Annotated in this window: 23 protein-coding genes and 1 riboswitch; of the genes, 6 read left to right on the top strand and 17 right to left on the bottom strand. The window is 38.9% G+C overall.

The features are described 5' to 3' along the window. Positions 1 to 464: 464 nt before the first annotated feature. Together EW028_RS15790 and EW028_RS15795 are read right to left on the bottom strand one after the other, a co-directional pair. Positions 465 to 1,505 carry a beta-carotene 15,15'-monooxygenase gene (locus EW028_RS15790; protein ID WP_131521556.1) on the bottom strand — a complete coding sequence of 347 codons (1,041 nt, stop codon included), beginning with the start codon at positions 1,503 to 1,505 and terminating at the stop codon, positions 465 to 467. A gap of 98 nt (positions 1,506 to 1,603) precedes the next feature. Next, the gene (locus EW028_RS15795; protein WP_131521557.1) at positions 1,604 to 2,497 is read right to left on the bottom strand and encodes an AraC family transcriptional regulator; all 894 of its coding nucleotides are present in this window, start codon (positions 2,495 to 2,497) and stop codon (positions 1,604 to 1,606) included. A 106-nt stretch (positions 2,498 to 2,603) separates the two neighbouring features. Here EW028_RS15795 and EW028_RS15800 point away from each other — a divergent pair, with 106 nt between their 5' ends. Next, a complete protein-coding gene (locus tag EW028_RS15800) occupies positions 2,604 to 3,521 on the top strand; it encodes a DMT family transporter (RefSeq protein WP_131521558.1) in 918 nt (305 codons plus the stop codon). Between the two features lie 160 nt (positions 3,522 to 3,681). Further along, on the top strand, positions 3,682 to 4,731 hold the full coding sequence (locus tag EW028_RS15805) for a Cj0069 family protein (protein WP_131521559.1): 1,050 nt from the start codon (positions 3,682 to 3,684) through the stop codon (positions 4,729 to 4,731). A gap of 31 nt (positions 4,732 to 4,762) precedes the next feature. Here EW028_RS15805 and EW028_RS15810 read toward each other — a convergent pair whose 3' ends face one another. The 3 genes from EW028_RS15810 to EW028_RS15820 form a co-directional block, all read right to left on the bottom strand. Continuing rightward, complete coding sequence (locus tag EW028_RS15810) at positions 4,763 to 5,395, bottom strand: LysE family translocator (protein WP_048392317.1); 633 nt, start codon at positions 5,393 to 5,395, stop codon at positions 4,763 to 4,765. 114 nt (positions 5,396 to 5,509) lie between these two features. Next, the gene (locus tag EW028_RS15815) at positions 5,510 to 6,253 is read right to left on the bottom strand and encodes a tetratricopeptide repeat protein (protein ID WP_131521560.1); all 744 of its coding nucleotides are present in this window, start codon (positions 6,251 to 6,253) and stop codon (positions 5,510 to 5,512) included. Between the two features lie 90 nt (positions 6,254 to 6,343). After that, positions 6,344 to 8,056, bottom strand: a complete 1,713-nt coding sequence (locus tag EW028_RS15820) for a methyl-accepting chemotaxis protein (protein WP_131521561.1) — start codon at positions 8,054 to 8,056, stop codon at positions 6,344 to 6,346. A gap of 202 nt (positions 8,057 to 8,258) precedes the next feature. Here EW028_RS15820 and EW028_RS15825 point away from each other — a divergent pair, with 202 nt between their 5' ends. From EW028_RS15825 to nspC, 3 genes are all read left to right on the top strand, one after another. After that, a complete protein-coding gene (locus tag EW028_RS15825) occupies positions 8,259 to 8,465 on the top strand; it encodes a hypothetical protein (protein WP_131521562.1) in 207 nt (68 codons plus the stop codon). A 445-nt stretch (positions 8,466 to 8,910) separates the two neighbouring features. Continuing rightward, the gene (locus tag EW028_RS15830) at positions 8,911 to 10,140 is read left to right on the top strand and encodes a saccharopine dehydrogenase family protein (RefSeq protein WP_048392314.1); all 1,230 of its coding nucleotides are present in this window, start codon (positions 8,911 to 8,913) and stop codon (positions 10,138 to 10,140) included. Continuing rightward, entirely contained in the window at positions 10,137 to 11,276 is a 1,140-nt protein-coding gene (gene nspC / locus EW028_RS15835; RefSeq protein ID WP_131521563.1) for a carboxynorspermidine decarboxylase, read from the top strand. The genes EW028_RS15830 and nspC overlap by 4 nt, the downstream gene beginning before the upstream one ends. Positions 11,277 to 11,321: 45 nt before the next feature. On the opposite strand, the gene EW028_RS15840 is transcribed toward nspC, so the two are convergent. The 6 genes from EW028_RS15840 to mce all read right to left on the bottom strand — a co-directional run bounded on the left by EW028_RS15840 (position 11,322) and on the right by mce (position 17,263). After that, the gene (locus EW028_RS15840; RefSeq protein WP_227744963.1) at positions 11,322 to 12,203 is read right to left on the bottom strand and encodes an amidase; all 882 of its coding nucleotides are present in this window, start codon (positions 12,201 to 12,203) and stop codon (positions 11,322 to 11,324) included. A 43-nt stretch (positions 12,204 to 12,246) separates the two neighbouring features. Further along, a riboswitch (cyclic di-GMP riboswitch) is annotated at positions 12,247 to 12,337 on the bottom strand. Positions 12,338 to 12,474: 137 nt separating this feature from the next. After that, the gene (locus EW028_RS15845) at positions 12,475 to 12,963 is read right to left on the bottom strand and encodes a chemotaxis protein CheW (protein WP_048392313.1); all 489 of its coding nucleotides are present in this window, start codon (positions 12,961 to 12,963) and stop codon (positions 12,475 to 12,477) included. Positions 12,964 to 12,986: 23 nt separating this feature from the next. After that, positions 12,987 to 14,102 carry a M20/M25/M40 family metallo-hydrolase gene (locus tag EW028_RS15850; protein WP_131521565.1) on the bottom strand — a complete coding sequence of 372 codons (1,116 nt, stop codon included), beginning with the start codon at positions 14,100 to 14,102 and terminating at the stop codon, positions 12,987 to 12,989. A gap of 134 nt (positions 14,103 to 14,236) precedes the next feature. Beyond that, the gene (locus EW028_RS15855) at positions 14,237 to 15,190 is read right to left on the bottom strand and encodes a hypothetical protein (protein ID WP_131521566.1); all 954 of its coding nucleotides are present in this window, start codon (positions 15,188 to 15,190) and stop codon (positions 14,237 to 14,239) included. A gap of 106 nt (positions 15,191 to 15,296) precedes the next feature. Beyond that, positions 15,297 to 16,844, bottom strand: coding sequence for an acyl-CoA carboxylase subunit beta (locus EW028_RS15860; RefSeq protein ID WP_131521567.1), 1,548 nt, complete (start codon positions 16,842 to 16,844; stop codon positions 15,297 to 15,299). A gap of 5 nt (positions 16,845 to 16,849) precedes the next feature. Then, positions 16,850 to 17,263, bottom strand: coding sequence for a methylmalonyl-CoA epimerase (gene mce, locus EW028_RS15865; RefSeq protein ID WP_004231207.1), 414 nt, complete (start codon positions 17,261 to 17,263; stop codon positions 16,850 to 16,852). 125 nt (positions 17,264 to 17,388) lie between these two features. Between mce and prli42 the strand changes: the two genes are divergently transcribed. Next, positions 17,389 to 17,484 (top strand): stressosome-associated protein Prli42, encoded by a 96-nt coding sequence (prli42, locus tag EW028_RS25050; RefSeq protein ID WP_009370219.1) that lies wholly within the window; start codon positions 17,389 to 17,391, stop codon positions 17,482 to 17,484. A 22-nt stretch (positions 17,485 to 17,506) separates the two neighbouring features. On the opposite strand, the gene EW028_RS15870 is transcribed toward prli42, so the two are convergent. The 6 genes from EW028_RS15870 to EW028_RS15895 form a co-directional block, all read right to left on the bottom strand. Further along, positions 17,507 to 18,517, bottom strand: coding sequence for an aromatic acid exporter family protein (locus EW028_RS15870; protein WP_131521568.1), 1,011 nt, complete (start codon positions 18,515 to 18,517; stop codon positions 17,507 to 17,509). Positions 18,518 to 18,669: 152 nt separating this feature from the next. Next, positions 18,670 to 19,110 (bottom strand): BrxA/BrxB family bacilliredoxin, encoded by a 441-nt coding sequence (locus EW028_RS15875; protein ID WP_004231203.1) that lies wholly within the window; start codon positions 19,108 to 19,110, stop codon positions 18,670 to 18,672. 161 nt (positions 19,111 to 19,271) lie between these two features. Further along, positions 19,272 to 20,369 (bottom strand): methylmalonyl Co-A mutase-associated GTPase MeaB, encoded by a 1,098-nt coding sequence (gene meaB, locus EW028_RS15880; RefSeq protein WP_131521569.1) that lies wholly within the window; start codon positions 20,367 to 20,369, stop codon positions 19,272 to 19,274. Then, a complete protein-coding gene (scpA, locus tag EW028_RS15885) occupies positions 20,369 to 22,522 on the bottom strand; it encodes a methylmalonyl-CoA mutase (protein ID WP_131521570.1) in 2,154 nt (717 codons plus the stop codon). Before scpA ends, meaB begins: the two co-directional genes overlap by 1 nt. Then, positions 22,519 to 24,222: a methylmalonyl-CoA mutase family protein gene (locus EW028_RS15890; RefSeq protein WP_131521571.1), complete on the bottom strand. Its 1,704-nt coding sequence runs from the start codon at positions 24,220 to 24,222 to the stop codon at positions 22,519 to 22,521. The genes scpA and EW028_RS15890 overlap by 4 nt, the downstream gene beginning before the upstream one ends. 121 nt (positions 24,223 to 24,343) lie before the next feature. Further along, the gene (locus EW028_RS15895; protein ID WP_131521572.1) at positions 24,344 to 25,687 is read right to left on the bottom strand and encodes a dihydrolipoamide acetyltransferase family protein; all 1,344 of its coding nucleotides are present in this window, start codon (positions 25,685 to 25,687) and stop codon (positions 24,344 to 24,346) included. Positions 25,688 to 25,703 lie beyond the last annotated feature (16 nt).

The raw sequence follows: 25,703 nt of genomic DNA on the forward strand, positions 1-25,703 counted from the left end.
AGTCCATGTTTTGATCATAAAACATTGACTATTTCATGTTGTTAAATAGAGTTGAAGTCAACGGCAGAAAAAGCAACTTTGCAAGGTGAGAGGTTGATTTCCGTTCCGCCAGCGTCCTATCCAGGGGGGCATCCGATATGCCGCTTCACTCACTTCCGTTCGCTCCAAGGACTCCTCTGAGATGCTAAATCCTCCTAGGAGTGACGCTAGCTCCACTACAATCAACCCTGCTGCACAAGTGTTTTCAATATAGAAAAGTAATGCGTGACAACACCTCTCCATAAAGAATTGCGAACCCTTTACTTTATTTGAAAACCAGGAATATTTTTATGGGGTGGAGTGGAAGGCTACTTTACTCCCGTAGGATAGCGAAAGAGGCGAGGCCATAGGAAAACCAATAGCCTGCAACAGAAATTCGTTTCTACCTTTTAATTGACTATTTTGTTTTTTAACACTAAAAATAGTCAATGTTGTTGGCTCATTGCCATTCCTTCTACAAGCATTTGTCTAAATTCTTGAACCTGGTCTGCTTTAATGGCGATATGACTATAGTGCTTCTTGATCCCTAGCATAAACGTTACTTCCACAGGCTCTTTCATTTTCAAAATAAAATGCGGATAGGCCTCACCAAAATCACGTGCTATAAAGTCTATTGTATCTTTTGATAATTTTCCCTCTAATCGCTCCTTGTCTTCGATGATTTCAGCAATATGATCAAAACGAATTTCAGTACGTTTCATTAATCCCAGAGATAAGTACAATGTATCATTTGTGACATACACAGGATTTAGGCGAATAGCCTGCATATCCGCAAGAAAGAAGATTACTGAATAAATATTAAAAACAAGCAACACAATGGAAAGTATCATTGACTTTTCATGTAGCCACCAATGAATACCAATTGTTTCAATAGCAATCCCATGAATAATCATGAGCTGAAAAGCGATATAGCTAGAATTTTTATGCAAAGTTAAACCTTGTCGTTCTTGTCTTTTCCAACTCGCGAAACCATAATAAAGCACTAATAAATCGGCACAGAACATCTGAATAACTGGATGCTTGGGTGCATGTTTTTCTACAGCTTTTGAAAATGAAAAGAGATCAGGTAAAGAGCTGCTCCGCACTTCCCCTAGGATTTTAGGCAGGTATCGTACAAGTGTTGCCACTAGGATAATTTCTAATAGAATAATAGACCCTTCAATCGCAAATCCAGCCCATGTCACTGCCACATAAGGCTGAAGGTGTTCCATAGGAATGATAAAACGTGCTGCAATACAGCCAGCTGCAGCTAATAGGATGGCTTGCTTTAATGAAAATTTTCCTTTATAAAGCATAAATAGCACAGGTACCACCACAATACAATCAATCAATGAGCCCATGACAACACCATTTGTTTCGATAGGTAAAAGAGATGTGCCAAATCCTGTATTATAGAGTGTATAGTTACTTGCTAATACCACTAATAATAAGGCTAGCCAAATATTTTGCTTACTTTTTAAGACCATTCACAACGCCCCCTCTCTACTAATAATTTTACTTTATGCCAAATGGTTCATCTTGTATAGAATTTGAGAATAAAAGATGTTCCTATTTCCATTCACGTTCAATTATTTTTCACACTTAAAAACTTCTTACGATAAACATGTGGCGGATAGCCAGTGTATTCTTTAAACTTTTTAATATAATAACTGACAGTACTAAAGCCTGTTTCAACCGCTATTTCTGTTACAGATCGCTCACTACCTTTCAATAATTCTATGCTTTTGCGCAGTCGATATTGGCATAAATAGGTAAATGGTGTCATGCCCACTATTTTCTTAAAAAAACGACTACATTCAGCGCGACTTATATACACTTGGCTAGCTAAATCTTCTAATGCTATTTTCTGCTGATAATGTGCGTGTAAAAAATCTAGCATAGCTTTTGCTCGTTCATGCTGCACAATAGTGGCAGAATCCATTATTTGTTCTGTCAATAAGGATTGGGTTAGCATGGATTCCCAAATAAATAGAAGCTCTCTCCGTACCTTTAACTCAAAAAAAGCAGTTTGCTCTCGCATTAATTCAGCAATCGTTGCTACTTTCTGTGCTAACTCTTCTGTTAATTTGACATAAGGTATTCGATTTCTTGTAATATACGGTTCTACATATTTGGAGAAAAAGACACTGCCCTCATGCCCCCCCATTAACTTTGGATCTACATTTACACAATAAACGATCGCTTGCTCAATTTGATAAGGTTTTGCTTCATGTAATCCCGAGGCATTAATAAAGAGCCCCTCGCCTTGCTTCAATACAAAAACGTCCGTCCCCACTCGATACTGTGCACATCCCTTTTTTATAAAAACAAATTGTATTTCTTTATGCCAATGGAGAGGTAGAAAATCCATGCTTTCTAATCGCATAATCGTTTCATACAAGGCAACTGGAAATTCCTTTGTTCCATGCAAGGTTAATTCTTGTAAATCTTTAGCAATTTTAATATGTGTTAATGGCATTTATAACACCTCAATATATTGATATTTTATTGGATTAAATCGATATTTTTTTCCACTTAATCACTTTATAATCATCTTATATTGATAGTTTAGGAGATGTAAACAGATGAATCAAATTATCCAAAATAAACGTACACTGGGCTTTCTACTAGTTATTCTTGGAGCAAGTTTCTGGGGAATCGGAGGGACCGTTGCCCAACGACTATTTCAGCAGGACAATTTAGAAGTTGGCTGGCTTGTTTCTAGTCGTTTACTTTTAGCAGGTCTGTTACTAATAGCTATTTATAAAATGACCCATCGGCAAGAATCCATTTTCATCATATGGCGCACAAAGCAAAATGCTTTTAGACAAATTTTATTTAGCCTACTCGGCATGCTTGCTGTCCAATACACCTATATGATGTCAATCGCTATTGGTAATTCAGCTGTAGCCACATTATTGCAATATTTAGCGCCACTGTTTATCATGGCTTATTACTTTCTAACCAGGCAAAGTCCATTGACAAAGCAGGATGGTATAGCTGTGTCACTTACACTTGTGGGGACCTTTTTATTATTAACAAACGGTTCTTTTTCAACATTGTCCGTTCCTTTTATGGCTGTGTTGTGGGGGATCTTATCTGGTCTTTCTGTTGCATTTTATACCATTTATGCCGTCCCCCTTTTACAGCAATTCCATTCATTACTAGTTGTCGGCTGGTCGATGATCATCGGTGGTATAGTAATGAGTATAGCTCACCCACCATGGGCTATCGACCTATCAGAATGGACGTTTTCAACCATTGCCTATTTTCTCTTTATTGTTATTTTTGGGACAATGTTCGCTTTTTGGTTTTATATTGCTAGCTTGCACTATCTTTCACCAAAGGAGTCAAGCCTACTAGGTAGTCTTGAACCATTAATGGCTGTCATCACAAGTGTTTGGTGGTTAAAGATTGCTTTTGGTGGCTATCAGTTTATTGGTACATTGCTAATTCTTCTGATGATTTTATACCTTACAGTATTTCAGAAAAAGCAAGCTTGAAAACAGAAAATTAAGAGAGTTATGAATTTTAATAGTCAATACCTCCTATTACCAAGATAGTAATATATGAATTTATACATAAAATTTACATATTTTATCTATCTTTTCTCCTTATTTGTCTACTATACTGAACATAACAACAGATATAAGGAGGTATTTTATGGATAAAAAAGTTATTTTTTTCGAGGTGGAGGGCGGCACAGATAAAGGACCAGATGGCTATCGCCCAGATACAATGCCAATGGTGGAAGCGCTACAGCAACGTGGACAAGATGCAGAGGTGCTCTTCTTTGATATCACAAAAAAGCAGGAAATCTTTCACTATGTGAAGGAACATGGTGTTGCCTATGTATCTCGTATTAACCCAGGCAACTTACAGCATGAGGATGAGTACTTTGCTATGCTACGAGAGCTATGCCAAGCTGGCGTTATAGGGATGCCACATCCAGACGCCATGATTAGCTATGGTTCAAAAGACGTATTATCAAAACTGACGACAACAAATTTAGTACCTGATGATACATTTGCCTACTACACAATCGAAGCATTCAAAAAACAATTCCCTGCTTCCTTAGCCTTAACAGAGCGTGTTTTGAAGCAAAATCGTGGTTCCACTGGAGAAGGTATTTGGCGTGTAAAATTGGTGGAACCGCTTGCAGAGGGGATCACTGAAGTGCCACTTGATGCACAAATCAAATGTACTGAAGCAAAAGATAACCATGTAGAATATTGGCAGCTTGACGACTTTATGACATTTTGTGAGCAGTATATTACAGGGACGAATGGTATGTTAATTGATATGCGCTTTCTTCCAAGGATTACAGAAGGCGAAATCCGCTTATTCATGTTGCGCGATCATCCTGTACACGTCGTACATAAAAAACCAGCTGCTACCGAGGATGCCTTTAGCGCAACTCTATTCTCTGGCGCTCAATACCGCTATGACAAACCTGAAGACTGGCAAGAGCTGGTACAGAACTTTTTAAAGCAGCTCCCTCAAGTAACAAACCTACTAGGCAATTATGATTTACCGCTAATCTGGACTGCTGACTTTATGCTAGATACCAATGAAGTCGGAGAAGATTGCTATATTTTAGGTGAGATGAATTGTTCTTGTGTTGGCTTTACTTCAGAACTAGCATTAGCGCATGAAGTAGCAGAAGAAATTTTAGCTTGTATAAAAGAGCATACTGAGGCTGTTGCACAATAAAAAAAAGTGCGATCTTTAGGGATCGCACTTTTCATATATAAATCTTAATTCCTTGTATAAATTCATAGATAAAATAACAAGCAAAGCCAATCAATAAGAAGCCTGCGACAATTGTAAATGTCCTAATCATCTTCCGATTCATAGCTTTACGAGTAACCGAGACAATGGTCAGCAAACCGATATCGTGGAGTAAAATTCCACTTAAAACACCAGCAGCAATAATTAAAAAGCTCGTTGACTCCCCTTGTCCATAAGATTTTGCTAGCACCACACCAAATACGTTGACCCAAAAAACAAGATTACCAGGCGAAATGGCCACTAGTAAGCCGTTAAAATAAGAGGCAAAAAACGATTTGGTTACTTTTTCTCCTGCCAATGTAATATCATGGTCAGCATTCTTGATAGAATCATAGCCTAACAAGAATAAAAAGCCCGCTCCAATAATCCACATAGGTAGTTGAATCAAAGGCATAGCCAAGATGGAGGCTAGTCCCATATACAAAGCAAAAACCAATACTATATCAATGGTCATACCACCAAGCCCAACTGCCCAGCCGTGCATAAAACCATTTTTGAGTCCTTGCTTTGTCATTTCTACTGTAATAGCTCCTACAGGCATGGCAATGGCAAGTCCTACCAATACATACGCTACATATAAACTCAAAAAAACACTTCTTTCATGTCATCGATAAGCTTCATACGTCCGTTTATGGTTTCACTATAGCATAATTATACTTGAAAGGAAATAATTATTAAAAGATACATGTCTTTTTACCTGTTAGAGCATTTGCTTTTTCCATTGTGCTAACAAATCTTTTGACTTCTCCAAATCCAATTTCAATGAGATTTGCTTAGCTGTACAACGTTTTTTAGCTTTCTCCCACGCTTCTTCCAAGGCAGGCAAATAACTTAAATTTTTTGTCGCTGCTACTAGCTGGAAAAATATATTACCTTGAATATAGTGCCAACGAGGATTCATTCCATCTAGGAGTATTGCTTCTTCAATCAGTCTTAATGCCAAATAAGGGCTACCTTCGTGGCGATTTAAAAACTGTGCAAATGCTCCCCAATACAATGCCTTATTGGGCTGCAATTTGATTGCCTCCGCATACTGCACTGATGCCTTGTCCTGTTCTTTTGCAAGGACATAATATTCTGCCATTGTATAATAGGCGTTCGCCTGCGCTTCTATAGGTCCTGCTAATAATTCATCGACCACTTTACCAAATTGCTCATCATCCTGACTACCTATATAAGCTGCGAGAACATCTCGTTCTGGATACGAACCATCTGTACGTTCCTTACTTTGCTTTGCTTTGTCATCAGTAGGCTGAGGCATATTTGCATACCCATTTGCCTCTAGCATTGCCACATGCTGCTGAATGACTTGATAGGCCTCTTCTGCGATCGCTGTATCATTGCCCAATATTTCTTTAGCTAGTTGATAACTTTCCTTTACTTGACCACTCAAAAATAAGTCATTGACTTGTTGAACTTGCTCGTTCATTTGTTTTACCACCATTAAAATCCTCACCTTCGCAAAAGAAAAATCTTATTGCTAGTTTACCATTTAAGTAGTATAAGCAAAAGCCAATATGTCCTAATCTTTCTATTATTCTTTTAATTTAAACGCCTTTACATGTTGTTCGAGTGTGTGTGCCATGTGATTTGTTTCATTAGAGCCATGTGCCACCTCATCAATGCTTGCAGTTGTTTGCTGTGCTGCGACAGTAATCATATTCATCGTTTCTTCTATATCACGAATAGATTCTGTTAATTGTTGAATCATCTGCACAATACGTGTAGATTTTTCGTTTTCAGCGGTCATAGCATTAGAAATGGTAATCATTTCTTCTACTGTTGCAGCCACTGCTGTAGAAATATTTCCTAAAGATTGTGCGGTTAGACGCACTGTCTCTGTTCCTTTTTCAATATATTGCGTATTATCATTCGTAGATGACATGACCTGCTGCACATGCTTCATTATATCCTGAATCAGCTGTTCAACTTGCAATACCTCTTGATTAGATTGTTCAGCAAGCTTCCGTACTTCCTCAGCAACAATAGCAAAGCCTTTGCCATGCTCTCCTGCTCTAGCCGCTTCAATGGAAGCATTCAGTGCTAGTAAATTTGTTTGTGATGCGATGTTCGCAATAGACGTTGTAATCGTTTGAATTTTGGTTGCAGATGTAACCAAGTTTTCTACTGTTTGTCGTACCTCACCTGATCCGCTGTGAATTAATGCCATATCACTGCTTATATCTTTTGCTAGTCGCTCACCCTCTGTTGCTAATTCCATCGTTTGTCGAGCATTATCAGCACTGTTATTGGCATTGCTTTGAATCATTTGAAGGTCCTGTGCTAAAGAAGTAAGAACATCTGTCGCATTTTCAGCATGATGCATCCCTGCCGTCACGGCACTTGTTACCTCTTCGATATTATTGGCGACACCTTGAATGGTATTACTCATATCGTTCAAGGTGGAAGCGGTTTCATCTGCATTATTCGTTAAAGTATTAGAAGTGGAACGCATCGTCATAATCATATTTTGTAAATTAGCTGTCATTCGATTTAATGTATTCGCTAAATCTGCTACTTCATCTTTACTGTTTATTTTTGTTTCAGGTACAGCTAAATTACCATTGGCAATTTCTTTCGCCTGCTGAATCAGCACACTAATCGGTCTTACTTTACGACGGATTAAAAAGCCTGTAATAATGGAAGCAATTAGCATAGGGAAAATACTAATTAAAATCCCATTCCGTACAACATCCCAAGTTCGCTCCTTAACAATATTGGCATCAAAGTCGATGACACTAATGGCAATAATCTCTTTACTGGAATCATGGTCTTTAAAAATAGGGGCATAACCAGATAAACGGTCCATCCCTGCATAGGTATAAGGCTGTGAGTATGTTGGATGCTTATGTGTAAGCAACATATCAATAGCTTCTTTATCTAAATAAAATTGATCACCAGGGGTATAGCCTTTTTCAGCCAAATGATCATCAAGCGCTAATAATGTGCCATCCAACGATAAAATATATTGTGTTTGGAAAATATCTTTATGACCTGTTGTCCAGTTCAAATCTTTCCCAATGCTTTCCTGTACAGCCTTGTCGCCTTGAATGGCCTTGTCCAATTGTTGCGGATTGATCAAACCTGTCGTGATATTGGCACAGCCATAGGCCTCAACACCAGCAGCATCATAAAGTTTATTGTAAGCAGTTATGTATGTAGCGAACGAAGTAATCCCTAGCATCACCACTAAAATACCAGCGATAATCGTCCCAAGTTGAAAAGTTAATGAATTGCGTAATTTCACGATCCATCCTCTCCCCTTTCTTGTAATAATCTATGAATATTCCTGTTGTTTTTCATCATACTACAAAAAGATGTATTAAAAAAGCATCTTTAATTATTCTAGTAAGATAAAAACATTGGAAAAAGTTCTGAATTGTGCGATAATTGAAGTTAATTATCTTGAATCCTGAGCATTACCAATTCATCTAATAGGAGGGCTTGCTATGAATAAACGCTTTCATCTTATATCGATTGTTACAGGAAACTTCTTAACAATAGGGGCCATTTTTATTTATGCCATGCAAAGTCAAATGGAAGTAGCCCTCAGTACGTATGCTCTTGTGATGGGTTTTTTTAGTACTTTGCTTGTGGTTTTCTTCTATATATGGGGGGAAGAAAAACACCAAGTATCCAATCGTTTTCTGAAATAATATGTATCTTTTTCCAGCATATAGATACATGCAGCACGATTAATGTGGTTCCTTCCCTTTCTATAGAGGGATTTTTTTATGTAAAGTCAGTAGGAATGATTTAGTAACAAGAATCAAATAGTCAATCGGAAGAGATACTATGTCATAACATTCATTGAGAAAAATTTTTACTTGATGTCGATGTATCTAGGATGAGTTCTGATGTAACGTCACCAATTATTTAGGTCTATACAACAGCTATTTTCCTCAATTTTTACTAAAATGGCGTTGTAGATTTATTCATGATTCCCTTCTTTTCCGAAGCATTCCCCTCCGTATACGTCTAATTGTTGTAGAAAAATAAATTTTTTTGTAGAAAATTTTAAAACAATGATTGAGTAGTATATCAATTTTCTGTATAATCAGCTTGTTTGACAATACTTTATATGAACTTGGGGGTAGACAATTGGGTAAAGCATTGATTATCGGAGCTGGCGGAGTTGCCAGTGTTGTGGTACACAAGTGTGTTCAAAATTCGGACGTATTTGAGGAAATTTGTATCGCAAGTAGAACTGTTTCAAAATGTGACGCTCTAAAAGAAAAACTAGACGGCGGAAAAACAAAAATTCATACTGCACAGGTAGACGCAGACAATACAGAAGAGGTTATTGAGCTTATTAAAGCTTTCGGACCAGATGTAGTGATTAACGTGGCTCTACCTTATCAGGACTTAACGATTATGGATGCTTGCTTAGCGACAGGTGTGCACTATGTGGATACTGCAAACTACGAGCCACCTGAAACGGCAAAATTTGAATATAAATGGCAATGGGCTTATAAAGAGAAGTTTGAAAAAGCTGGCTTAACTGCATTACTTGGAAGCGGTTTTGACCCAGGTGTAACAGGCGTTTTCACAGCTCATGCACAAAAACATGAATTTGATGAAATCCACTATATCGATATCGTGGATGCCAATGCTGGAGATCATGGATATCATTTCGCAACAAACTTCAACCCAGAAATTAACATTCGTGAAATTACAGCGAATGGTCGTTACTGGAAAGAAGGCGAGTGGATTGAAACAGCACCACTTGAGAAAAAAGAAGTGTATAACCTACCTGAAATCGGACCAAAAGATATTTACCTTCTATACCATGAAGAGCTAGAATCACTTGCAAAAAATATCAAAGGTTTAAAACAAATCCGCTTCTGGATGACGTTCTCTGAAAAATATCTAACACACTTAAAAGTATTAGAAAACGTAGGTATGACATCAATTGAGCCAATCGAATTTGAAGGACAAATGATTCAACCAATCCACTTCCTTAAAGCGGTATTACCAGATCCAGCTTCACTTGGACCACGTACAAAAGGTAAAACAAACATCGGTTGTATCATTCGCGGTCTAAAAGATGGTAAAGAAAAAACGTACTATGTGTACAATGTATGTGACCACGAAGAGTGCTACAACGAGGTTGGTTCACAAGCGATTTCTTATACAACTGGCGTACCAGCTATGATCGGTGCAATGCTTGTGATGAACGGTGAATGGCGTAAACCAGGTGTATGGAATGTGGAAGATTTCAATCCAGATCCATTCATGGATGCACTAAATAAATGGGGTCTACCATGGCAAGAAAGCCATAATCCAGAATTATTAGACCTTGATTTAGATGCAAAGGAATTAAGCCGATGAAACCAATTGATTTTTCAAAAGTTCCATCCCCTTCTTATGTAGTGGATGAGCGATTATTAACAAAGAATCTTGAGCTTTTAAAATCAATTCAAGATCGAACAGGCTGCCGCATTTTATTAGCCCTTAAAGGCTTCTCTATGCATTCAACATTCCCACTAGTAGGGGAATATTTAGCGGGCATTACAGCTAGCTCACTGCATGAGGCACGTCTTGGCTATGAAAAAATGGGCAAAGAAGTTCACGTTTATGCACCTGCTTATATTGAGCATGAAATGGACGAGCTTCTAGGCTATGTGGATCACATCGTATTTAACTCATTTAACCAATGGGCTCAGTTCAAGGATAAAGTGAAATCTGCTGGTAAAACAATTGAATGTGGTATTCGTGTGAATCCTGAATACTCAGAAATTGAAACAGCTCTTTATGATCCTTGCTACACAAACTCTCGCCTTGGTACAACATTGGCTAACTTTGATAAATCACAGCTTGACGGTATCGATGGCTTGCACTTCCATGCGATGTGTGAACAAAACTCTGATACATTAGAGCGTATTATTGAAGTAGTTGAGGAAAAATTTGGTGATGTTTTACACCAAATGAAATGGTTAAACTTCGGTGGCGGTCACCATATTACACGTGATGATTATGATGTAGAAAAACTTGTGAACATCATTAATTATATTCAAGAAAAGTATAACCTGCTTGTTTATCTTGAGCCAGGTGAAGCAGTAGCCCTTAATACAGGCTATTTAGTAGCAACAGTGCTAGATATTCAAGAAAATGGAATGGATCTTGCTATTTTAGATACATCAGCAACATGTCACATGCCTGATGTACTTGAAATGCCTTACCGTCCAATGATTATAGGTTCTGGACAAGCAAATGAATTAGCACACACATATCGCTTAGGCGGACTAACATGTCTAGCTGGTGATGTGATTGGCGATTATTCGTTTGAACAGCCATTAAAACCTGGTGATCGTCTTGTATTCACAGATATGGCTCATTATTCAATGGTTAAAAACCATATGTTTAACGGTGTCAACCTACCATCTATCGTTTCTTATAATGATGAAGAAGGTATTAAAATCATTCGTGAATTTAAATTCGAGGACTACAGTGGTCGACTGTCCTAATACCAATAGAAAAGCCCTTCCAGTTTAACACTGGAAGGGCTTTTTTTATGGACGCATAGTCATCCAATTCTCCACATAATGAATGGCTACTCCATGAAAAGCGTCATTATTTGAAAAATGTTGCTGAACAAGTATAAGCTGTTCATTCATAAAGGCTTCTCCATTATCATAAAAAGTAATATTTACCCCTTCCTCTGAAGCGCCTGTTTCTACACCAATTACAATTGATTTGTTCATAGTGGAAGCATAAGCGATTTCATGTTCTACAATAGTGATAATATCTTTTGCAGCATCACGATAGGCCATGATCGTCACACTATCCACATGGTCAATGACCCAATCAGCTAATAACCCTTTTCCAAATTCATTATAATACGGAACTTCATCAAACCAAAATGGCATATCTACTTCTAAAGTAAGTTGTAACTGACTCGCTTTCTCACTTGCTTTCATTATTAGTGTTTGATAGGATTCTATCGTTTGTGCTTGATGTAAGTTCCATCCACTATTTAAATAAGGTTCTACATCAAGGTGAATCCCAGAAAATTGCTCAGATTCAGTTGAATTCTCATTATATGTATGTAACCAATTAAACAATTCATCTTGGCTTCGACTACCCTCAGCTGAAACCCAGCTTGCAGCACCATCCAATGCATAAATGCGAATACCTTTGTCAGAAGCGTTACTAATAAAATGCTTATAGTCATCGCTCGCTATGCCTTGATCGATTTGCAGATAAACTTTATTGACATCGTTATGTTCTAAAAATAATAATATTTTTTCTTGGTCATCCCTGATAAGGGATGTATCCCACAGCCACGTAGCCTTTTCCTGTATAGCCATGGCATCAACCTTTCCACTTGATAAAGCTAATGAACTAATCATGATGACGATTAGTGCGGTCCATACTTTTAATTGTCTCTTCATACGAACTAACTCCATTCTACTCGCCTCGGCTCCTAGAACAGAACCTGGCAACCTGACAATCATGCACTAAATTATAGTGTTTAGACTCATGGCTTGGCGTCCCTCCCTTTCGATGAAGTTTGCCTTTTTCAGTTTTTTCTTAATCATTATCATACGCGGTTAGCGATGGTTTGTCTGTAGGTATAATGCATAATTGTCACATGTATGATCAGGTAAAAACGACAAAATACAGGTTAAATTTACTATTCAAACATAAAAAAACGTAGAGTACTTAAGCCTCTACGTTTTCCTTTTCATTTTCAAGCATTTTGTGTAAATAATTGATGATCTCACGAATGCCCTCTAATGAATTAACCAATATTTTGGGATCAACATACGTAATCATTCGATTTTCAAGATTAGCTACCGCAGTAAAATAGCGTGTTTTACTATAATTGACTAGACCCAATTGCTGAAGTACTGATTCATCGAAATCAAGAATTTCACGTGCTTCTGTAACAAGTAATCCATAATTAACAACATCTGTATTCAACACAATGATACGAGCAGTTGCTGTATTCGATGAACGATTGTACAGTATGCGTTCAAAATCAAGAACAGGTACAAGCTCACCGCGAATTCTTGTAAAGCCTAGAAGATAGTTAGGTAAATGAGGAATAGGTGTTACTTGCTCTAATTTTTCAATTGAAATCGCTTGCTCCACAGGCACAGCATACTCCTCTGTCCCACAAGCAAATACGACTGCTTTGACACTTTCCATAGGGTCACATCCTTATTCGACTGTTAGTTTTTCGCCGATTCTTTGACGATTTCTACTAGTAAATCTGCTAATTTTTCAAGTTCTTCTACTGGTATTTTTTCATTTGTTGTATGGATATCCTCGTATCCAACAGATAAATTAACTGTAGGAATGCCAAAGCCTGCGATGACGTTTGCATCTGAGCCTCCACCAGAAATACCTAGTGTCGGTGTGCGATCAATATTGCGTGCAGCAGCCATAGCTACCTGAACTACTTTATCAGATTCCGTTACACGGAAGCCTGGATACATTAGCTTCACTTCTACCTCTGCACGTGCGCCTAAAGAAGCAGCTACTTGTTCAAACGTATCTTGCATATGCTTTGTTTGCGCATCCAATTTAACTTTGTCTATAGAGCGTGCTTCTGCAAGAATTGTCGCTTCGTCACAAACAATATTCGTCGCTTGTCCACCTTCAAAACGCCCAATATTTGCTGTCGTTTCTTCATCTAAACGACCTAGTTTCATTTGAGCAATACATTTTGATGCGACTGTTATGGCAGAAATACCCTTTTCAGGAGCAACCCCTGCATGTGCCGTTTTTCCAATAATCTTTGTGAAAATTTTCGCTTGGAATGGCGCTGCTGTCACGATACCACCAACTTTGCCATCGCTATCAACCGCAAATCCATATTTTGCTTTAATGTTTGCTGGATCTAACTCTTTAGCGCCAACAAGGCCACTTTCTTCACCAGCCGTAATAATAAATTCAATATCGCCATGTGCAATATTTTGCTCTTTCAAACGTTTGATCATCTCCAATAGAGCAGCTAGTCCTGCTTTATCATCGGCCCCTAAAATCGTTGTACCATCTGATACGATATAGCCATCTTCACGTAAAGACGGTTTGATGCCTTTTCCCGGAACAACAGTATCCATATGAGAAGTGAAATAGATTGGCTCTACATTCAATGTGCCCTTTAATGTAGCAATAATATTACCTGCCCCATGTCCATTACGCGTATGTGCATCGTCTTGAATCACTGAAAATCCTAGTGCAGTTAACTTATCTACAAGAATTGGTGCTATTAGTTGTTCATGTTTTGTTTCTGAATCAATTTGTACGAGCTCAAAAAACTCTTCTACTAAACGACTTGTCATGTTGTAAAACTCCCTTAGTTTACGTGTATTTCCACGTTATAGTATATGTATTATTTTAGCACAACGTCAGAAGAGTTGAAATCATTGAACAATACTACCAAAATAAAAAGTCTGAGAAAAATCTCAGACTTTCCTTAGTCATTGAAAATAAGCTCTTTTTCTTTTTCTAATGATTGTAGGTAGTTGACAGCTTTATTATGTTTATCCTGTAAGCGCCAAATCGTATTATGTACATCATCTTGAACACGTGAGACCTGTTCCCTTGCTGTTGAGATTTTAGAATGAACAGACCATGCTGAAAAAATATCATCAAAAAAGTAATCCGCAAACTTAACAAAGCCATCTGTTTCAATATGCAACGATTTCGTAGACATCTCATGAACATCTAATAATTCATTATGAAACCGTTGTAAGGCAATTTGAGCACTGTGTAAATCGTTTTCAGACTGATCGAGCGCATCATGCTTTAAGTGCGTAGCAATCAGCCCTCCACCAAGAAATGTATCCCATGTGGAATACCCATTGGCCGAATGTAATGAAGCTGCTGCTTGCCCTAGCCTTGTAAGAGCTACTTCTCCCGCTTCCTCCGCCTCTTTAATTTCTCTAATGAGCTGCTTTGTTAGCATTTCCTCATGACCTAAATGCTCTAGCCTTTCTGCTTGGGCAGCATCATGAATCTGTAAATATTTCTTCTTTTTTAGGTAGACCTGTTGAAGTGATTGCTGAAGCGCATTTTCATCAATCTGGGCTAGCTGATTCATCACTTGCATGTTGTCCTCTGCTAAATCTTTTTGCATTTTCTTTGCTTCATTCAGCTTTAATTCAAGTACTGCCGCCTTATCAATTTTTTCTGCCCTCAGTTCATCTTGTTGCCCTGTCCACGTACGAATCATATTCATAAACGAGAAACCATCCAATTTATCAAGTTTGGATCGAATTTGATGGAGTGCTGCCGTATGATTGTCTATTTCCTGTTGTGTATGTTTAATTTGCCCATCAATTAACTGATTTTGTTCGTTTAATCTAGATGCTTTTCTAAGTTGTGTATGAATCTTTTCTTGCTCTATTTGTAATTGCTGCCATTCCATTCATCTCAACTCCTCCTATCTATCAGTACGGATGACAAACAAAAATGTTTCACTTTTTGGCAATGAAAAACCTAGCAACTTTTGAGCTGCTAGGCTTGTATGACTATTATAGAGGAATATTACCGTGCTTTTTCTCCGGACGTGTTTCATGTTTGTTTGACAGCATATCAAGTCCTTGAATCAGTTTGATACGTGTATCTCGTGGATCGATTACGTCGTCTACCATACCGCGAGATGCTGCTACATATGGGTTAGCAAATTTTTCTTTATATTCTTCGATTTTCGCTGCACGAGTTGCTTCTGGGTCATCTGATTTTGCAATTTCACGGGCAAAAATGATGTTAGCTGCGCCAGCAGCACCCATAACAGCAATTTCAGCATTTGGCCATGCAAATACAAGGTCAGCACCGATAGATTTAGAGTTTAAGGCAACGTAAGCGCCTCCATAAGCTTTACGTAAAATCACTGTAATTTTTGGAACAGTCGCTTCTGAATAAGCATACAGAATTTTCGCACCATGACGAATAATACCACCATGTTCTTGTTTAACACCTGGGAAGAAGCCAGAAACGTCTTCAAATGTGATGATCGGGATATTGTATGCATCACAAGTACGAATGAAACGAGCTGCTTTATCAGAAGAATCGATATCTAAGCCACCAGCAAGAACTTTTGGTTGGTTACAAACAAGTCCAACTGATTCGCCAGCAATACGTGCAAAACCGACTACTACGTTTTTAGCAAACTCTGCATGGACTTCCATGAACGAACCTTCATCCACTACTTGCTCAACAACTTTACGTACATCATATGGACGTGTTGTTTCGATTGGTACTGTATCTACGATTTCTGGACGGTAGTCATCCCCTTCAGGTCTAGCTTGTCGAGGTGCCTTTTCTTTATTATTTTGTGGTAAGTAGCTTAATAGTTTTTTAATTTCATCAATTGCCGCCTCTTCAGAAGGAGCACGGAAATGAGCATTCCCACTGACCGCATTATTTACTTTCGAACCACCTAAATCTTCAGCAGAAATTTTCTCTCCTGTTACCGTTTCGATTACTTTAGGTCCCGTAATGAACATTTGAGATGTTTTATCCACCATTAGAATAAAGTCAGTAATAGCTGGAGAATAAACAGCTCCACCAGCACAAGGTCCCATAATCACAGAGATTTGCGGAATCACACCAGAATAAATGGCATTTCGGTAGAAGATATGACCATAGCCATCTAGTGAAAGAACACCCTCTTGAATACGTGCACCACCTGAGTCATTGATGCCGATAAATGGTGTACCATTTTTTGCAGCTAGATCCATCACTGTGGCCATTTTTTTCGCATGCATTTCACCGAGCGCCCCACCAAACACTGTGAAATCTTGAGAGAATACGTATACGGGACGTCCGTTAATTTTACCAAATCCAGTTACGACACCATCACCAGGTCCCTCCATTTTTTCCATGCCGAAGTCTACTGTACGGTGTGTAATAAATGGGTTAATTTCGAAAAATGTACCTTCGTCTAGCAACAAGTCTATACGCTCACGAGCAGTAAGTTTCCCCTTCTCATGCTGCTTATCGATACGATCATAGCCCCCACCAAGTTCAATTACCGTTTTACGGTCATACAAGTCATTGATTTTGTCGAACATATCCATACTAATCACTTATCCCCTTTTCCACTTTTATCACATAATTCATATAACACCCCAAATGAGGATTTAGGATGCATAAACGCAACCTCTGCCCCTCCAGCACCTGGCCCTGGCTCTTCGGATAAGAGACGTACACCTTTTTCACGAAGCTCTGCCATTCGTTCACGAATTCCCGTCACACCAAATGCAACATGGTGAATTCCTTCTCCACGTTTTTCAATAAAACCATGGATGGCACTTTTATCACTCATTGGTTCTAATAGCTCGATTTTCACGTTCCCTGCATCGATAAATGCCACACGAACCTGTTGAGATTCTACTTCTTCCACTTTCATCAACTTTAAGCCTAAAGTTTCTGTATAATATGTAATGCGTTCATCAAGATCGCGCACTGCAATCCCAATATGGTCTACTTTCTCCATGGTGACATCTCCTTCTGTTATGGTACATACTCTATTTTACAGACTTTTTTGTCAAAACTCTACTACTTGAGAAATTTTTCAGATTTGCTAAACTATTTATAAGAAAAGAAGGAGCGAACGAGCATATGAGTAATAAAAAATTTCAAAAAGTCGTTATTTATAGTATGATCGCAATTATGCTAATCTCATCTCTAGCATTCGGATTATCTATGATAATTTAAGGCAAAGCATGAGGCGTCCACACTACTGTGGGCGCTCTTTTTTAGTCTTTAACCCTTTAAATGACTGCTTTATTTCTAAATACCTGTCCATTTCCTCTATAAACTGATAGAGGGCTGCCTGAGCGATAAATTGCTCATGGCTTTGTGGTAAAGGAAGCTGAGAAAAATCGCGCTTAACGTGTTCGAGCTTTTCGCGGTAATGACTAGCCGTATTCCCCGAATGAACATGCTCACCTAGGTCTTGTAAAAAATCTGCCACAATTTCAGCCTCTTGTACTATAACAGGTAATGTCGTCACTTTGGGTAGCACTCTCTCGATAATTTCTAGCTGTTGCTCTCGCATATCGAAATAGACATAGTAATCATTTTTACGTCTTGTAAAATGGTTTTGAACATCTTTAAACGCCAATGATTTTGCCTCTTCTAGTGCTTTGATTGCCTCGATAATTTCTTGGCCGTTCCACAACGTATCTCCTTGCCGTAAATAGCTGGCAATTTCTAAAAAAATCTTACTATATAGCTCCTCTATTTTGACTCTGTAGTAATTTAACTCCTTTTGAATGTCTGGCATATACATATTAATGGCGATCCCTGTTCCATAACCGATAGCCATCAACGCTAATTCATTATAAACAAGTGTCAATGAGTAACCTTCAGCAGCATAAATATGCATAATAATCACGACACTGGAGATAAATCCATCCGCAACCTTTAAAGATACAATGGTAGGTATAAAGAGTATAAGCATGCCTGCTAGTGTAAGTGGATGGTAAGCAAATAACTCAAAGCTTACAAAGGCAAAAAGCATTGCTACAATACTTGCAACCAATCGAGTATAGGCTGCATAAATGGATTTCTTTTTTGTTGGCTGCACACATAATATGGTTAGAATACCAGCAGATGCATATGAGGCTAAATCAAAATACTGTGCAATGGCAATAGCGATGGCCGCACCAATTGCTGTTTTTAAAGTTCGATAGCCGATTGAAAACTTCTTCAGGCCGACTGCCTCCCATCCTTTAGTACTCTTCACTCATTCAGCTAATTATTTAGCCAATATTACAAAAATTTTAACAATAATGAAACTATCTATACATGAGAATCAGTAGGAAGCCTACATAGATAGCATGATCTATGAGGCTTTTCTACTTGATTGAAAATGATTTTTCTTATGCAAGAATAGACTTAAAGCTCGTCACAATATTCTTCAAAGTTTGCTTGTAAATTTGTCACAACTGACATTGGGTCATGCCCTTCAATTTCATAGCGTCCCACTTCTGCGACAACTTGTCCGTCTTTTAATAGTACGAATGATGGTGATGAAGGTAGATGATCTTCTCCAAAATGGTAACGCGCTGCTGCAGTTGCTTCTTTATCTTGCCCTGCAAACACTGTTACTAAATGGTCTGGACGTTTATCATAATGAACGCATTGTGCTGCTGCTGGACGAGCGATACCACCCGCACAACCACACACTGAGTTCACCATTACTAATGTTGTACCTGGACGAGCAAACGCCTCTTCTACAGCTTCTGGTGTTGTTAATTGTTCATAACCAGCTGCCTCAATTTCAGCACGTGCTGTTTTTAAAATTTCCTGCATAAATAAATCGTAATCCATATTCATATAGCGATAGCTCCTTTCAAGTTCGCGCCAATTTAGTTATATTTCAGATAGTAGATTTTTGACGCTTATCCATCTCTTATCATAGCAGTTTGCAAGCAATTTGTGCACCTACTTGCTCAACACATTTCAGTTGAAATTACTACGATTTCAATAAGACTCGTTTACTTGTCTTCCTGCTCCTCGCTAAATAAACGATCCACACCTTGTGTAACTGTCAACTGTCCACTTAAAATTTGACGTTCAAGCTGTTGTACTTGTGCTTTACGTTGCGGGTTTCCATAAAAGAGATCTATTAAATGATCGGTAATCATCGATTGGAACCACTCTTTTGTTTGTTGCTGGCGTCGGGTAGCCCAATAGTGATTTGCTTCTACGATTTGCTTGAATTCCCCAATTGTGTCCCAAACCTTATCAAGTCCTCGATTTTCTAGTGAACTAACAGGCATGGCAGTTGACATCCAACCAGGTGTAGCAGGCTGTAAAAAGTGCAAAATTTGTTTGTACTCTGCAACCGTTTTTTTAGCTAGACGTACATTATCACCATCCGCCTTATGCACGACAATTGCATCTGCTAATTCCATAATGCCTTTTTTCATGCCCTGCAATTCATCCCCCGCTCCTGTTAAAACAAGAAGCAGGAAGAAGTCAACCATGCCACGGACATAGGTTTCACTTTGTCCAACACCAACTGTTTCAATTAAAATCACATCATAGCCTGCTGCCTCACAAACTAACATGGTTTCTCGTGTCTTTTTGTGAACACCCCCTAGGGTACCTGCCGATGGCGATGGACGCACAAATGCACTAGGCTTCTTAACGAGCTCTTCCATACGCGTTTTATCGCCAAGTATACTTCCTCCCGATAGAGAAGAACTTGGATCAATGGCAAGAACAGCAACTCGTTTCCCCATATCACAAAGCATAGTACCGAAAGCCTCTATGAATGAGCTTTTTCCTGCCCCAGGCACACCTGTTATGCCAATTCGGATACTATTTCCTGTATGTGGAAGAAGCTCCTGCAATAGTTCTTGTGCCTGTACTTTATGGGTAGCGTTTGAACTTTCAATGAGGGTAATGGCTTTTGATAAATGTGTGCGAGAGCCCGCACGTACTTGTTGTGCAAGCTCTCCTACATTTAGAGTGTCTGCCTTTTTCTTTCGGAACTTTTTGGGTGTACCATATTGCATCCCGTCGTGAGTCGCCTCTACTCCGTCCATGACAAATAGCGCACTGTCTTCCATTCCTTTATTTTTGTCCATTATTCAGACACTTCCTCATAGCCTAAACGTTTGTAGATTTCTTCAATAATTTTTTGTGCGGATACAGGAATCACTGTACCTGGTCCGAAAATAGCTACTGCACCGGCATTATAAAGGAAATCATAATCTTGTGCTGGTATAACACCACCCACAATAATGATAATATCTTCACGACCTAGTTTTTCAAGCTCAGCTATCAATTCAGGCACTAATGTTTTATGTCCTGCTGCTAGTGAAGACACACCAATAACATGAACATCATTTTCAACAGCCATTTGAGCAGCCTCAGCAGGCGTCATAAATAATGGAGAAATATCTACGTCAAAGCCTAAATCTGCATAACCCGTTGCGACAACCTTTGCACCACGGTCATGTCCATCTTGTCCCATTTTAGCAACTAAAATACGCGGACGACGACCTTCATTTTCAAGGAATTCTTCTGTCATTTGTTTCACTTCCGCAATTTGCTCCTCATCAGAGAAGTTTGCAGAGTAAACACCAGAGATCGAACGAATGACCGCTTTATGACGACCAGAAACTGCTTCAATTGCATCAGATATTTCACCTAAAGAAGCACGAGCGCGCGCTGCATCCACTGCTACCGCTAGCAGGTTTTCTTCTCCATCTTGAGCCGCCTTCGTTAAGCGAGCTAAATGTTTTTGAACTTCCGCTTCATCACGAGCTGCCTTCATCGCTTCTAAACGTTCAATCTGTTTTTGACGAACAATTGTATTATCGATATCTAAAATATCAATTGGTTCTTCTTTTGCTAAACGATACTTATTCACGCCAACAATCGTTTCTGTTTTAGAATCAATTTTAGCTTGACGTTTTGCTGCGGCTTCCTCAACCTTCATTTTTGGAAGTCCCGTTTCAATCGCTTTAGCCATACCACCAAGTGCTTCAATCTCTTCAATTAACGCCCAAGCAGATTTCGTAATTTCTTCTGTTAATTTCTCCACGTAGTACGAACCACCCCATGGATCAATGACTTTTGTCATCGCTGTTTCCTCTTGTAAAAATAACTGTGTATTACGCGCGATACGTGCAGAGAAATCAGTTGGAAGTGCAATTGCTTCATCCAGTGCATTCGTATGAAGAGATTGCGTATGTCCCATCGAAGAGGCATTGGCTTCGATTAATGTACGTGCAACATTGTTAAATGGATCTTGCTCAGTTAATGACCAGCCAGATGTTTGGGAATGCGTACGTAATGCTAATGTCTTCGGATTTTTCGGGTTAAACGTAGACATCATTTGTGCCCAAATACGACGTGCTGCACGCATTTTAGCAACTTCCATGTAATAGTTCATACCAATTGCCCAGAAGAACGATAGGCGAGGTGCAAATGCATCAATATCAATACCTGCTTTTAATCCTGTTCGTACATACTCCAAGCCATCTGCTAATGTATAGGCAAGCTCAATGTCATTTGTTGCGCCTGCTTCTTGAATATGGTAACCCGAAATTGAAATAGAGTTAAATTTTGGCATATACTTCGCAGTATATTCAAAAATATCTGCAATGATTTTCATTGACATAGCTGGTGGGTAAATATATGTATTACGCACCATGTATTCTTTTAAAATATCATTTTGAATAGTACCTGCTAATTGATCTGGCGTTACCCCTTGTTCTTCCGCTGCTACAATATAGAATGCAAGGACGGGTAAAACGGCACCATTCATGGTCATTGAAACAGACATTTGGTCTAACGGGATTTGATCGAAAAGGATTTTCATATCCTCAACTGAGTCAATCGCAACCCCAGCTTTTCCTACATCCCCTGTTACACGTGGATGATCAGAGTCATAGCCTCGGTGTGTTGCTAAATCAAACGCTACCGAAAGACCTTTTTGTCCCATAGCCAAATTTCGTTTGTAAAAGGCATTGGATTCTTCAGCAGTTGAGAAACCTGCGTATTGGCGAACCGTCCATGGACGTGCTACATACATAGTAGGGTATGGCCCACGTGTGTTGGGTGCAATTCCTGCCACATCATTTAGATGTTTAGCCTCTTTAATATCTTCTTTTGTGTAAATATCTTTAATTTCAATTCCCTCATTTGTCATGAACTTATCTGCAGACGCTTGAGGTGCTTCAGCTGTTAAAACCTTTTCTATTTCTACTGCATTAAAATTTGGCTTGCTCATCGTTGGACCTCCTTCATGCTCGCAAACACGGACTGTAATTTTTCAATGATGTTTTGTCCTGCGAAAATAAAGCCGTTTAAGCCATTTGCTAACCATGCTTCTTCTTCGTCTTTAAATTTGCCCGCTACATCTACAAGCATATTCGCTGGTTTCTCAGCTAAAATAGCCGATACAAATGCTTTTGTATCATCATCATTGCCTGCAATCACTACATACTTAGCCTCTGTTGCCTTCAGCCAAGCTACTGCCTCTTCTACAGTTGTCACTGGCTCACTTTTTTCTGGTACAAGACCCACTGTGTTTAAGAAGCCCGCTACAAAATCTGCGCGTGGTTTAGAGTTTTTTAATGATCCTAATGCTAATATACCTGTTTTCACATTTGCTGCTGTCATGTCTGCACGTAAATCTTCAAATGGAGCAGCAATTCGCTTAATATCAGCAAATAATGGATTTGTTTCCTGTTCAAGGATATCAGCTGGATTAGCATAAATATTCGTTCCAATTAATGATTGCTTACGTGTTTGCGCAGCTTTGATGCGCTTTTGATAGGATGCTTCCACTTCTTCTGCAAGCTTGCCAGAGGCTGTATAGTTATCGATACCGCCAGCTGCCTGAATATCTAAAAATAATGCCCATGCTTCTTTCACAAAATCTGCTGTTAACGACTCGATAAAGTAAGAGCCCCCTGCTGGATCTTTTACTTTTAAGACATTTGTTTCTTCTCTTAAAATTAATGACACATTACGAGCGATACGAATGGATTGATCCGTAGGCTTCGTTAACACGTCATGTGGATGAACAGTAAAGAGATCAGCACCACCGATTAAACCAGAAAGCGCTTCATTTGAAGAGCGTAATAAATTTACATACACATCTAATTTAGAAAAGCTTCTTAATGATGTTTCAGCAACAGTAGGGATTTTCACATGATCTGTTACGCCATAAGCCGATGAGAACGCTTTCCAAAGTACTTTAAAAGCACGTAGCTTTGCAATCTCCGTAAAGAATTGTGTATCAATGGCAAAAGATACAAAAAACTTCTTCGAGAATGCTTCAAAGCTTTCTTCTTGTTCTGCAAATTTGGCTGCTAATGCAAGTGCAAAGGCTAATTCTTGTACAGCGTTAGCACCTTCATTATGATAAACCGTTGTGTCTGCACTGACTGAGCGCACGTTCGGAAATGCAGTCAAAGTGATAGGGTTTTTTGAAATAATGTAACCTTTAATGGACTCTTGTTGATCTACTGGAATGTTGTCGAATACTGCTAATAACGGGTCTTTTGAATTTTCAATAGTAATTTTAAACGAATATTCTGAGAAATATGATGCTAATTTGACCAATACTTCTTCTGTCCAAGCAAAGCTCACTCGGCTATCAATCGTAATAACTTCATTGCCTCGAGCTAGGCTATCATCAAGCTGTGCAAAAAAAGCTTCGCTTGAATCAGCGTGAATTTGTTGTGCCACCTGAAATACTTGATCATTTTGTAGGGAACGGATTGTGGCAACTTGTAAATCAAGCTCTTCTCCAAGCTTAGCTACTAAACTTTCTTGCGTGTAAAGCGGCTGTAGTGTAACACCTTCATTTGTTTTTGTGAATAGTGACTCAAATGGTTTCCCTTTTAAAGCTTTGATTGCTGCATCTTGCCAGTCTGAATAGGCTGGTATTTCAAATTCAATATTTTTCATGTTGTTTGACATGCGGACGCTTAATCAGCTTCCCCCCTTAGTAGTTTCTATTTGTTATTCTACATGACAAATTGCGACTCGAAAAGCATAAAAAAAATCGGAAACCCTTATACAGCAGGTTTCCGACGAGTCATCAGTAGACTGACGTTGAAGATTTATTTGTATTTTCGAGTATTTCTTTCACTCTATTTAGGAATTTACCACAGACAAGTCCATCAAGTACACGATGGTCTAATGATAAACATAAATTCACAATATCACGTGCAGCAAACATTCCACCTGGTAAAACAACAGGTTTTTTTACAATACTTTCCACCTGTAAAATCGCTGCTTGTGGGTAATTGATGATGCCCATTGATTGAACAGAGCCAAAAGCACCAGTATTATTCACTGTAAATGTACCACCAGTAATGTCATCCATTGCTAATTTCCCAGCACGAACTTTGATAGCCAGTTCATGGATTTCTTTTGCAATTCCTTTAATGGATTTTTCATCTGCGTGTTTTATAACAGGTACAAATAAGGCATCATCCGTTGCTACTGCAATTGAAATATTAATGTCATGTTTTTGAATGATTTTATCTTCCGCCCACATCGAATTCAGCATTGGGAATTCTTTTAAAGCTTGAGCAACCGCTTTTACAAAGAAGGCGAAATATGTAAGATTAAAGCCTTCTTTTTGCTTAAATTCATTCTTTAAGCTATCGCGATAAGTCACTAAATCTGTTACATCCACTTCCATCATCATCCAAGCATGAGGCGCTTCATGTACACTTTTCACCATATTATTCGCAATGGCACGACGGATCTTCGTCACTGGAATTTCGATATCTCCTGGATGAATAGGTTGTACAGGAGCAGCTGCTTTTTCCACTTGTTGCTGAGGTGCTGGAGCTGCTGCAGGTGCTGATGTCGTTTGAACGGTTGGAGCTGCTTGTGCTACATCATTTGCCGTTGGGATATTACCCGTTTCAATTAGCTTTAACAGGTCTTTTCGTGTAATACGACCACCCTCGCCAGTACCTGTTACAAGGTCTAAAGCTATATCATGCTCCTGCGCAAGTCGAAGAACAGCTGGTGAATAACGTACTTTACCCGTTCGTGCCTCTTTTGGTGCAGATACTGGAGCGGCTACCTGCTGTGGCGCCTCCTGTTTCTTTTGAACACCTGCATTTAAAATAGCCGTACTTACCGCTGATTTTTTTTCAGGTGGCGGAGCTGGTAATTCACCTTCTCCTGCTATTTCAATCGAGCAAACGACTGCTCCAACTGGTAATGTCTGACCTTCTTGCGCAAGAAGCTCCGTGATAACCCCTTCAAATGATGACGGGATTTCAGCATTTACTTTATCTGTAACAACCTCTGCTAATGGATCATACTTTTTAACTGTATCTCCAGGCTTTACAAGCCATTTTTCAATTGTACCTTCTGTTACACTTTCGCCGAGCTGTGGCATTGTAATATTTTGAACCGACATCCTTTATTCCTCCCAT

The organism is Lysinibacillus sp. OL1, from assembly GCF_004332175.1.
GTDB classification, from domain to species: domain Bacteria; phylum Bacillota; class Bacilli; order Bacillales_A; family Planococcaceae; genus Lysinibacillus; species Lysinibacillus capsici.